Origin of the sequence: Arthrobacter sp. FB24, from assembly GCF_000196235.1 — a bacterium.
Classification (GTDB): Bacteria; Actinomycetota; Actinomycetes; order Actinomycetales; family Micrococcaceae; genus Arthrobacter.
On the sequence record NC_008541.1, the window covers coordinates 4,564,134 to 4,574,929 of the forward strand.

A 10,796-nucleotide genomic window follows, 5' to 3' on the forward strand; every position below is an offset into this window, starting at 1 on the left:
TCCGTTGAACGGAATTTAGGTCTGAACCCGCAGCTCTGCAGGGCTCTGCGATTCAGCGAGACGACGGCCGATGCCGCGGGCGGCTGTCTGCAGGGCCGGGACCAGCGCCTGCAGGCGCATCTCACGCAAGGGAACCACGACGCCGATCGCAGCCACCGTCCGCTTCCTCCGGTCCATCACCGGAACGGCAATGCCCCAGGTGTCCGGGTCCACCACACCGGCCAGCTGGGCGTACCCCTGGTGTGCAGCTTGGCCTAACTGGATGCGCAGTTCTTCCACCGTCAACCTGCCGGCAGGATCCGTGAAACCCGCAAGGTAGTCCGCCTGGACCGCGTGCGGCTGGTTGGCCATCAGGACCAGCCCGGCCGAGGACACGTGCACGGGCATGCGGCCGGCGACCTGCGCCCGGTTCGCCACCGAGCCGCGCCGGGAAAGCCGCTCGACGAAAAGGGCTTCCCAGCCGTCCAGCACCGCAAGGTTCACGTTCTGATTGAGCACCTGCTGAATGTCCTCCATGAACGGCATGGCGGCCTGGCGCAGTTCCAGTGTGGGCGAATTGCGGTTAACGAGCTCCCAGAGCCGGAGCCCCAGTTGCACCGAACCGCCGGCACCGACGTCCAGCAGGCCGTGTCCGGCCAGTTGGCGCACCAGCCGGTGGGCCGTGGTGAGCGGCAGCCCCGCCCGCCCGGCGAGTTCCGAAAGCGGAAGCACGTTCACACCCTCCGGAAAAGCGGCAATGACGCGGACCACGCGGTCCACCACAGAGTCCCCGGAAACCGAGTTGGCCATACTTCCCCTTCCATTGAATGGTTCGAAGTGTCCCACATAACACTGCCCAGTGGTACAAATCTCAGGGTGGGGAACCTTTGATCCCGGCTTGTTTCGCACGGAAACAGAGCGCACCAATCAACTTTTTGAGGTAGCAATGTCAACGACGTCGTTGGAAAACAAATCACGCTGGCCCGTCTGGCTCTGCTGGCTGGCCATGGTCCTGGACGGCTTTGACCTGGTAGTGCTTGGCACCGTCATCCCCACGCTCATCAAGACCCACGACCTTGGCTTCGACGCCGTGGGCGCCACCTTTGCTGCGACTATCTCCCTGGTGGGCGTGGGCCTCGGAGCGCTGTTCATTGCACCGCTTTCCGACCGATTCGGCCGACGGAACCTGCTGGTTGCCTGCGTTACGTGGTTCTCCATCTTCACCATTGCCGTGGTCTTTGCCCCCAACGTGGCAGTCTTCAGCGCCTTCAGGCTGCTGGCGGGCCTGGGGCTGGGCGCCTGCCTTCCCGCTGCTTTGGCCTACATGAACGATTACGCCCCCGCGGGATCCGCCGGCAAGTCCACCACCCGGACCATGACGGGCTACCACGCAGGCGCAGTGGCCACCGCCTTCCTGGCGCTCATGGTCATCCCTGACTGGCGCATCATGTTCGTAGTTGGCGGCCTTGCGGGCTTCGTGCTGGTCCCGTTCCTGTGGTTCAAGCTGCCGGAAACGCTGCCCGCCGTCATCTCCCTTCCGGCGCCCGGCAAGGCCGCGGCAAGAGAACCCGCTCCTGCGGTGGAAGACCGTGCCAGCTTCAAGGACCTCGGGCGGAAACCGTACCCGCTCGTGGCCGCCGGTGTGGCCGTGGCCTCGTTCATGGGCCTGCTGCTGGTGTACGGACTGAATACCTGGCTGCCGCAGCTCATGTCGTCCGCCGGCTACACGCTCAGCGCCGGGCTCTCCCTCCTGCTGGTCCTGAACGTGGGCGCCGTGGCGGGCCTGGTAGTGGCCGGTATCCTGGCGGACAAGCACGGAACCAAGAAGATCGTGCTTCTCTGGTTCGGGCTCTCCGCCGTGTTCCTGGCAGTACTTAGCGTGAAAATCCAGAACGAGCTGTTCCTGAACGCGGCCGTCTTCGTCACCGGGGTCTTCGTCTTCAGCTCACAGGTGCTGGTGTATGCCTGGGTGAGCCAGCTGTTCCCGCCGCGGCTGCGCGGCACCGCGCTGGGCTTCGCCGCAGGCGTCGGACGCCTGGGGGCCATCCTCGGTCCGGCCGTGACAGGCACCCTTGTGGCCGCCGGAATCGCTTACCCCTGGGGCTTCTATGTCTTTGCCGCCGCGGCCGTTCTCGCCGTTGCAGCCCTCGCCCTGGTCCCGCAGGCGGTCACCGCGGCGGCGGGCAAGCGGACCGCCGTCGGGCCTTCCTAAATCCCCGCACCGCGGCGGGTTATCAAGCATGCCTGACGAGTGTAGCCTAGGCAGGAAGTAAGCCTACTTATTTCCTCGAGGTGAGCTCATGGTTGACCGTATTGCCGACATCTGGGGCGCCCGCACACCTTACGCCCAGGGAGGACGATGGCCCGACCGCGTCGACATGGTGCTGCAGGCGGACATCGAGGCAGGCGAGGTCGATGAATGGGTGCAGTCCGCCTGCGTTCTCTGCAGCAACGGCTGCGGATGCGACATCGCCGTCAAGGACGGCCGGATGGTGGGCATCCGGGGACGGGCCACAGACCGGGTCAACCATGGCCGGCTTGGGCCCAAGGGCCTGTTTGGCAGCTGGCAGGGAATGCAGCACCAGGACCGCCTGACCCGGCCGCTGATCCGCGAGAATGGCCGCTTGGTTGACACGGACTGGGACACGGCCATGGAACGCATCGTGGCCCGAAGTAAGGAGCTGCTTGCCTCGAAAGGTCCGTTGAGCCATGGGTTCTACACCAGCGGACAGTTGTTCCTGGAGGAATACTACGCACTGGGCATCATCGGCAAAGCCGGAATCGGCACGCCGCACATGGACGGCAACACACGACTGTGCACCGCCACTGCGGCCGCATCGCTGAAGGAAAGCTTCGGCGCGGACGGACAGCCCGGCAGCTATGCGGACATCGACGAATGCGATGCCGTGTTCCTCTACGGACACAACATGGCAGAGACCCAGACTGTCCTCTGGAGCCGTCTCCTGGACCGCTTGTCCGGGCCAAACCCGCCGCGGCTTGTCTGTGTGGATCCCCGCGAAACGGAGGTTGCCAGGGCGGCGGAGGTCCATCTGCCCGTCAGGCCGGGCACCAACCTGGCACTCATGAACGGCCTGATCCGCGAACTGTTCGTCAACGGCTGGATTGACCAGGACTACATCGACGCGCACACCCTCAACGTCGGTCAGCTGCGCGGCGTGGTGGACAAGTGGACGCCCGAACGGGTGGCCGAAGTCTGCGGCGTGGAAGCCTCGGACGTCCGCAGGGCCGCGGCAATCTTTGGTGCCAGTGAACGGGTCCTGTCCACGGTCCTGCAGGGGTTCTACCAGTCCGCCCACGCCACAGCCTCCGCCTGCCAGGTCAACAACCTTCACCTGCTCCGCGGCCAGCTGGGCAGGCCGGGGTGCGGAATCCTGCAAATGAACGGCCAGCCAACTGCGCAGAACAACCGGGAATGCGGGGCCGACGGCGACCTCCCGGGCTTCCGGAACTGGGAGAATCCGGAACATGTGAAGGAACTCGCGCGCATCTGGAACATCGATCCGTCCGTCATCCCGGACTGGTCGCCACCTACCCACGCGATGCAGATCTTCCGCTACGCGGAGCAGGGATCCGTCGGCTTCCTCTGGATATCGGCCACCAACCCGGCCGTCTCAATGCCCCAGCTCGCCAGGATCCGTGACATATTGCGCAAGGAGAGCCTGTTCCTCGTGGTGCAGGACATCTACCTCTCCGAAACTGCGCAATATGCCGACGTCGTTCTTCCGTGCGCGGGCTGGGGAGAGAAGACCGGAACCTTCACGAATGTGGACCGCACGGTCCACCTTTCGGAGAAGGCGGTTGACCCGCCCGGCGAAGCACGCAGCGACCTGGACGTCTTCCTGGACTACGCCCGCCGCATGGATTTCAGGGACAAGGACGGCGGGCCCCTGCTGGACTGGACCGGCCCCCAAGACGGTTTTGAGGCATGGAAGGAATGCACACGCGGCCGCCCCTGCGACTACACCGGCCTGAGCTACGAGCTGCTCCGCGGCGCCAGCGGCGTCCAATGGCCATACAATGACGAACACCGGGAAGGCACCGAACGGCTGTACACCGACGGGCACTTTCCCACCGATCCGGCCTACTGCGAATCATTCGGACACGACCTGCTCACAGGCGCCACCGTAGGTTCCACGACTTACAAAGCGAGCGTCCAGTCAGGGAAGGCCTGGTTCAAGGCACTTGACTACACACCCCCGCACGAAGAACCTGATGAGGACTACCCGTTCCGGTACACCACCGGCCGTACGGTCTACCACTTCCACACCAGGACAAAAACCGGACGCAGCAAGCCGTTGAACGACGCCGCTCCCGCGCCGTGGTTGGAGATGTCCCGGGAGGACGCCGGAAAGCTCGGGGTGGCGGAGGGCGACATGGTCCGTGTGGCGTCGCGCCGGGGCACGCTGGAACTGCCGGTGCGGGTGGCGGATATCAGGCCTGGGTGCGTTTTCGCCCCGTTCCATTACGGTTATTGGGATACCGCCGGCCCCGACGAGGGCGGCCGGCCACGGGCAGCCAATGAACTGACGCTAACGGAGTGGGATCCAGTGTCCAAACAGCCCGTCTTCAAGAACGCGGCCGTGCGGCTTGAAAAGATCCCCGGGCAGGGGCCGGCATGAAACTTCCCGTCTACCTCGGCCTGCTGCAGGAAGCTGAAGCCACCTTGGCGAGCTCTTTTCGAGTGGTGGCGCACGGGCACGGCGAGGAGCCCGATGTGCGCTTCCTGCTCGAAACACTCGCCAAGCAGTGCGACGCCCACCGCGAGGCGCTGAGTCCCGTGATTGAACGCTACGGGGAGGAAACCGAAGGCGAGGAGGAACACCGGCTGACAGCTAACGGAATCCGGGAAGTCCGTTCCGGGCCCCTGGCCCTGCTCCTGGACCTGCAGGACCTGTACGTGCTGGTCAACCACATCGATGTCACCTGGATGATGGTGGCGCAGGCGGCGAAGGGTGACCGCGACGAACAGCTTCTGGACGTCGTGTCGCAGTGCGAAGGGGACACCGAGCTCCAGCTCCGGTGGCTGCGGACGCGCATGAAACAGGCCGCACCCCAGGCCCTGCTTGTTGCCGAATAGAACACCTACGCCGAGAGGGGCCGGGCGCCGCTCCGGGCCCGCATCCGCCGCCACACGGCGGGGGCAACCACTACGGCAATGCCGACGGCGGCGCCGATGACTGTCTCCACGATCCTGTCCCGCAACAGCACCTGGGGGGCAGCGGGCGCAGCCAGCAACGTGGCGCTGAGAGCCAGCGGCGTAACGAAGATCTGCGCCAGGACGTACTGGCGTGCAATGAACATCTCGGCGCCGAACTGGCACGCGGCGATCACCAGCACCATCTGCCAGGGCGCAGGATTCAGCAGCAGCACACCCGCCAGCACGATCAGGCCCAGCACGGTGCCGATGATTCTCTGGATGCCCCTGGCCACCCGGTGGCGGGTGGTGCGGCCCACCAGCGGCACAACGGCAGCCACCATGGCCCAGTAGTTGTGGCCGAAGCCCAGCCGCTGGCCCACAAGGGTGGACAGTGTGCCCGCCAGGCCAGCTGCCACGATGTAGCCCACGGCCTCGAGCCAGGCGGCGCGCTTTTCATCGGGCGTCAGCCGGGCAGGTTCGGGCATGGACCACGGCGTCCGCCGGCTCCGCACGAGGCGGGAGGAAATGCCGACCAGCAGGCAGAACACGGTGGTGAGGATGGCGACAAGCATGCATTGCCAGAGCGGCGGCTGGCTGGGAATCGACGCGACGGCAGCGAAGGCAAAGATATGGAACAACGAGCCCGCCGGCCGGTGCCGCCACAAGGCGATCACCAGCGAACACGCCCCGGCCACCACGGTGGTGGCCGCCACCTGCGCCCAGGTGCTCGCGGCGTCCGACAGCCCCAGGGCCTGGCCGGCGCGGGCGGACAGGGTTGCCAGCAATATGACGAGCAGCATGAGCGAGCCGGCGCGCACCTGGATGAAGAGCCGCTTCCGGTGCATCTCCCCGCGGCCGTAGATTCCGGTGAAGGCGCCAAAAGAGGCAAAGATTGCCAGGTCGCTGCGGCCTATCAGGACAAGGATGATCAGCGGAACAAAGACACCAACTGCGCACCGGATCGCGACCTGATGGTCCTTATTGCCGGGGGCAATCGTGAACATCTCGGCGAACAGCTTCACGGGGGTCACGCCTTTCCATACGGTGCCAGTCTGATGGCGGCAGCGTCGGCGTCCACCCCAAATCCTACGGCCTCGGGCGCGGTAACGACGGCGGCGCGAAGGCGCGGACTGGTATTGTCAATCGGTTAAATCACCGACTGAATCGAATACCGGAGGACCCCATGCTCAAAGGATTCAAGGATTTCATCCTTCGTGGCAACGTGATCGAACTGTCCATCGCCGTCGTCGTCGGCACGGCTTTCACGGCGCTGGTGGCCGCGTTCACCACGAACATCGTCAACCCGATCATCGCAGCGGCCGGCGGCGTCCAGACGGAAGGGCTGGGCTTCCACATCTGGCCCGGAAATGACAAGACGTTCGTCAACATCGGCGGCGTGCTCACCGCGTTCGTGACCTTCCTCATCACGGCGGCCGTGGTCTATTTCATCTTCGTAGCGCCCATGAACAAGATCAACTCACTGGTGAAGAGCCGGCTGGCCACGGCGGAGCCCGAGGAGGAGCCCATCCCGGCAGACACAGCGCTGCTGGCCGAGATCCGGGACCTGCTGACCCAGCTCGCCGGCAACGACCGGGAACTCACCAGCGCAGGAACGTCAACAGAACCGGAAGGACCACGCTGACTCCGAGGCAGTCAGGCGCTGGCGGCGTCGGCCCGCCGGAACCCGCCGTTCCATTTGCCCCGCCGCACCGTGGTGGGAATTCCGGCGGCAGCGAGCCGGACGGAGCGAAGTACCCGTGACTGCTCGCCCGGAGTCAGCTCGTGGTAAACCGGGAGGACGACCAGCCGGTCCGCCAGCCGTTCCGTGACTGAGAGGTCTGCCGCGCCGGTGTCCCGGTTCCTGTAGGCCGGCTCCCGGTGGACCGCCGCGATCCCGGCGCCGGCGGATATGCCGTCGCGTGACAACCGTTCCAGAAGCTCATTGCGGGCCACGGCGAAGGACGGCAGCACTTCGAGCCAGAAGGATTGAAAATTGCTGGTGCCGTAGTCGGGGTCCTTGATGAACCGGAGCCCGCCGATCCGCGCGAGCGCCAGCTGGTAGCTGGCCACGATTTCCCGGCGATGGGCGACGGCTTCCTGCAGCCGCCCGAGCTGGACCAGGCCGATGGCAGCCTGCAGGTCGGTCATGCGGTGATCGGTTCCCTCACCGCTCCCGCCCTCATCACGAAGGTCCCGGGCTGCGCTTGCCCACCCCTCATTCCGGGTGGTCAGCATTCCGCCTTCGCCGGTGGTCAGGACCTCAAACGAATCGAAGGACCACACGGTCAATTCGGCGCCGGCTCCCACCGGCTGTCCCTGGTACGTGGAGCCCACACCGCAGGAGGCGTCCTCGATGACCGTGACGCCGAGCGGGTCACACAGCTCGCGGATGGGTTCCAGGTCAACTGGCATCCCTCCCTGGTCCGCCGCGATCACCGCCCGGGTGGCCGGCGTGAGGGCCTCCTCGATGGTCCTCCGGGACACATTGCCGGTTCCCGCCTCGACATCGGCAAAGACCGTCCGGGCGCCCAGGCGACTGACGGCGTCGGCGTTCGCTGCTGAGCAGAACGAGGGCAGGACGACGTCATCCTGCGGTTCGACACCGGCCACGCTGAGCGCCAGGTGGAGCGCGGCGGTTCCGCTGGAGACTGCGACGGCGTACGGCGCCTGTTGGGCAGAGCCGAATGCCTCTTCGAACTGCCCCACGCGAGGCCCCTGAACCATCCGGCCCGAAGAAAGCACTTGCACGACGGCGTCCGCTTCCTCCTGCCCGAGCCATGGCCTCATCACGCCGATGTGGCTAACCGCACGGTCTTCGCTGATGGTCACCGGGACCTCCCGCTCGTCAAAAGGAAATAGGTATGCCCTTCCATTCAACGCGCCACCCGACGGTGCGGTCACGAGAGTAACGTACGCGCCTTTTTCCGCCGAGCACCGCCTTTACAGCGCGGAATACCCGATTGGAAACCGCGGTACTCCCCGTGGAGCAAGGCAGTACTTGGTCTACTTGCCGCCGGACACCCCCGTGTTACCTGCCGGGGCCCCTGGATGCAATCCTGCGGGTGCACGGCTGCTTTCGTCGCGTTCCCAGCCGCCAGGACCCGGGCCGGCGGCACCATGCCGGCCTGCGACAGCGAATCCCAAATAGACCGCGGCGTGGGCAGCGGAGAGCGGGCCACGAACAGAGCGCAGCACCTCCGCGAGTGTCTGCCGGGCGGTGCTGTGCTGGCCGGCGTCGCCGTTCTGTTCGGCGTTACCCCGGTATACGCGGTGAAGGACTGCCACCTGGTCCCTTGGTGTCCTGGGCGGACGGATTACAACGGGGTCGACGTCGAGCACAGCCTTTTCCGACGGCTCGAAAAGCCGGTCGACGAAGAGGTCGTCCGCTGTCAGGTCCGGGAATTCCTGGAAGCGCTTACGCCCCTGCTCCGACAAACCGTAGACGCCGCCCGCCCACAGCCGGTTCCGCGCAGAGGGCAGGCGCAGCCGCGTGCGGTAATAGGAGTGGATCAGCGGATGGGCGTCCTGGAGGTCGAATTGCACGGCCGGGCGCGCCGCCAAAGGTCCGCCGGCCTCCAGCGCCGTCAACACATCGCGCACTGCGTGCCGGCTGATTTGCACATCAGCATCCAGATAGAGCCTGGGCCACTTCGTGGCGGCTGCATCGCCGGCGTTGAGGGCAGCTGACTTGGAGGGTCGTCCGATCTCAAGCACTGTCACGCCCGCGAAGCCGCGGGCGATCGCGGCGGTGTTGTCCGAGCAGCCGTTGCACACCACAACCACTTCGATCTGGCCGGCCGCCGCCAGCGGAGCAAGCGGGGCGAGCGTCCGGGCGATCACACTGGCCTCATTGTGCGCCGGAATAATCACCGAACCGCCCGGAAAGTGGGCGGGGTCGGGATCCCTGGTGGCGCCCGGCAGGTCGGTCCAGCTGCCCTCGTCCAGAACAGTCCGGAGCACTCCCCGGCGGTCCGGTTTCCAGCACCTGAGCAGCTCGGACAGGATCACCGCACCGTGAAAGACCTTGGCGTAGGCCGACGAATGGTACTTGCGGATGTACCTCACACGGTTGACGGCCAGCAAGGCGTTGAGCCTTGGTGACGCGCCCGATCCGGCACCCGCATGGGTCATGGCTGCCGCCGGTTCGTACCAGATAGTTTCCCCCATCGTCCGCAGGCCGCGGAAGAAATCGACCTCCTCCGAATAAAGGAAGTAGGACTCGTCCCAGGCCAAGGAATCGGCCAGGCTGCGGCGGACCATCAGCGCAGCCCCGGTGGCCCAGTGCACGGTGTGCGGGTGGGCGTAGCTCTCCGGGTTGTAGTCGGTCCCGGCAAGCCAGCCCGGCCGGTCCGGGAACCGCCGTCCCAACAATGCGTCTCCCGTCGCGTTGGCCAGGCTCGGCTCGCGGTAGAGGGAGGGACTCGTTGCGCCGTTTTCGTCCAGGAGACGCGGAACGACGGCCCCGGCACGGGAGGAACGCAAGCGGTGCATCATGGTTTTCAGGCTTCCCCGTTCCACGGTGACGTCGGGGTTGAGCACCACCACGGTGGCGCTGTCCCCGGCCTGTCGCATGGCGGCATTGATCCCGCCGGAATATCCGAGGTTGCCTCCGGTTGCGAACGCGATGACGTCCGGGTGGGCGCTGCGCACCAGTGCCAGGGTGCCGTCGCTGGACGAGTTGTCGGCCACAAGCACGCGCAGCGTGAGATCCGCCGTCTCCTCCCGAAGACTCGCCAGCAGGGGGCCGACGCCTTTGGCGCTGTTGAAGGTCACGACGACGACGGCGGCATCCGCTGCGCCTTCGGGTCCGGTGAAGCGGCCGGGAGTGCGCGGAGCTGGAGGTGCCGACGGCGCCGACTCCAGCCGGGCGTGGGGTACCGTGCACGATGCTGTGCGCAGCTTGATGTAGGCCGGCGGACCGTCGACCAGGTATCGGCTGGCGAGCCGCTTGGGTTCCAGGGCCAGCCGGTAACCCCACTCCAGTCCGTGGTCGCTGGCCCATTGGGGGGCCCGGTGCACCCTACCGGCCAGGAAGTCCACGGCTGCGCCGAAGGCGAGCAGCACCGCGGCGCCGGTAAGGGCGGCATAGTGGTCGATCCAGAGTTCCTGCCTTGGCTTGCCCAGGCCCACGTAGAGAATCTGCGTGCCCGCGGCTGCAATGGCTGCCGCGATCCGTTCCGAGTCGCAGGCGGAGGCCAGTTCTTCCCGGTCCGGGGACCACATTCCCGCGACCTGGAGGCGTGGATGCTCTTCGGCGATCTTTTGGGCCAGAAGCTGCTGGTTCTCGCTGGAACCGCCAAGAAAACCCACCCTGAGTCCCAATTGCTCGGCCCGGTCCAGTAGCGGCGAGGCGAGATCGCTGCCCGCCAGCCGCGGCCAGCGATGCCCGGTCAGCCGTTGGGATTGTGACACCAGCGGTGCACCGTCGAGGAGATAGAGCCAGTCGACCGTGCTGGACGGATCGGCATGCAGCGTGCCTTCCCAGCGTCCGCCGGCCCCGAAATGGTGCAGATGGTCCAGGTTGACGGAAGCAACACCGAGGGGCGGCAAGCCACGTTGTCCGGCGCGGGCCAGAATGAGTTCCAAGGCCGGCTCGGGATCCATCAGATCGACCGGAGTGCCACCCAGGATGACTTTGTCGGCGTCCAGGTTTTCCATG

Annotated in this window: 8 protein-coding genes; 4 read left to right on the forward strand and 4 right to left on the reverse strand. The window is 66.1% G+C overall.

Annotated elements, in window-relative coordinates; all coding sequences use genetic code 11:
* Window positions 1–15: 15 nt before the first annotated feature.
* Window positions 16–789: an IclR family transcriptional regulator gene (locus tag ARTH_RS20525; RefSeq protein WP_011693867.1), complete on the reverse strand. Its 774-nt coding sequence runs from the start codon at window positions 787–789 to the stop codon at window positions 16–18.
* 136 nt (window positions 790–925) lie between these two features.
* On the opposite strand from ARTH_RS20525, the gene ARTH_RS20530 reads away from it, so the two are divergent.
* The 3 genes from ARTH_RS20530 (at window position 926) to ARTH_RS20540 (ending at window position 5,077) form a co-directional block, all read left to right on the forward strand.
* Window positions 926–2,191 (forward strand): MFS transporter, encoded by a 1,266-nt coding sequence (locus tag ARTH_RS20530; protein WP_011693868.1) that lies wholly within the window; start codon window positions 926–928, stop codon window positions 2,189–2,191.
* Window positions 2,192–2,279: 88 nt separating this feature from the next.
* On the forward strand, window positions 2,280–4,619 hold the full coding sequence (locus tag ARTH_RS20535) for a molybdopterin oxidoreductase family protein (protein ID WP_011693869.1): 2,340 nt from the start codon (window positions 2,280–2,282) through the stop codon (window positions 4,617–4,619).
* Window positions 4,616–5,077: a hypothetical protein gene (locus ARTH_RS20540; protein ID WP_011693870.1), complete on the forward strand. Its 462-nt coding sequence runs from the start codon at window positions 4,616–4,618 to the stop codon at window positions 5,075–5,077. The genes ARTH_RS20535 and ARTH_RS20540 overlap by 4 nt, the downstream gene beginning before the upstream one ends.
* A 5-nt stretch (window positions 5,078–5,082) precedes the next feature.
* Here ARTH_RS20540 and ARTH_RS20545 read toward each other — a convergent pair whose 3' ends face one another.
* Window positions 5,083–6,159 carry an FUSC family protein gene (locus ARTH_RS20545; protein ID WP_011693871.1) on the reverse strand — a complete coding sequence of 359 codons (1,077 nt, stop codon included), beginning with the start codon at window positions 6,157–6,159 and terminating at the stop codon, window positions 5,083–5,085.
* A 161-nt stretch (window positions 6,160–6,320) separates the two neighbouring features.
* Here ARTH_RS20545 and mscL point away from each other — a divergent pair, with 161 nt between their 5' ends.
* A complete protein-coding gene (mscL, locus tag ARTH_RS20550; RefSeq protein ID WP_011693872.1) occupies window positions 6,321–6,779 on the forward strand; it encodes a large conductance mechanosensitive channel protein MscL in 459 nt (152 codons plus the stop codon).
* 11 nt (window positions 6,780–6,790) lie between these two features.
* Here the strand turns inward: mscL and ARTH_RS20555 are convergent, their stop codons facing one another.
* Together ARTH_RS20555 and ARTH_RS23345 are read right to left on the reverse strand one after the other, a co-directional pair.
* Window positions 6,791–7,966: a DegT/DnrJ/EryC1/StrS family aminotransferase gene (locus ARTH_RS20555; protein WP_083812722.1), complete on the reverse strand. Its 1,176-nt coding sequence runs from the start codon at window positions 7,964–7,966 to the stop codon at window positions 6,791–6,793.
* A 174-nt stretch (window positions 7,967–8,140) separates the two neighbouring features.
* Window positions 8,141–10,795 carry a WecB/TagA/CpsF family glycosyltransferase gene (locus ARTH_RS23345; protein ID WP_011693874.1) on the reverse strand — a complete coding sequence of 885 codons (2,655 nt, stop codon included), beginning with the start codon at window positions 10,793–10,795 and terminating at the stop codon, window positions 8,141–8,143.
* Between the last annotated feature and the right edge of the window lies 1 nt (window position 10,796).

Excerpts from the sequence above, each read along its gene's own strand:
- mscL (WP_011693872.1), top strand. The coding sequence starts at position 6,321 with ATGCTCAAAGGATTCAAGGATTTCATCCTTCGTGGCAACGTGATCGAA.
- ARTH_RS20540 (WP_011693870.1), top strand. The coding sequence starts at position 4,616 with ATGAAACTTCCCGTCTACCTCGGCCTGCTGCAGGAAGCTGAAGCCACC.
- ARTH_RS20535 (WP_011693869.1), top strand. The coding sequence starts at position 2,280 with ATGGTTGACCGTATTGCCGACATCTGGGGCGCCCGCACACCTTACGCC.
- ARTH_RS20530 (WP_011693868.1), top strand. The coding sequence starts at position 926 with ATGTCAACGACGTCGTTGGAAAACAAATCACGCTGGCCCGTCTGGCTC.
- ARTH_RS23345 (WP_011693874.1), bottom strand. The coding sequence starts at position 10,795 with ATGGAAAACCTGGACGCCGACAAAGTCATCCTGGGTGGCACTCCGGTC.
- ARTH_RS20525 (WP_011693867.1), bottom strand. The coding sequence starts at position 789 with ATGGCCAACTCGGTTTCCGGGGACTCTGTGGTGGACCGCGTGGTCCGC.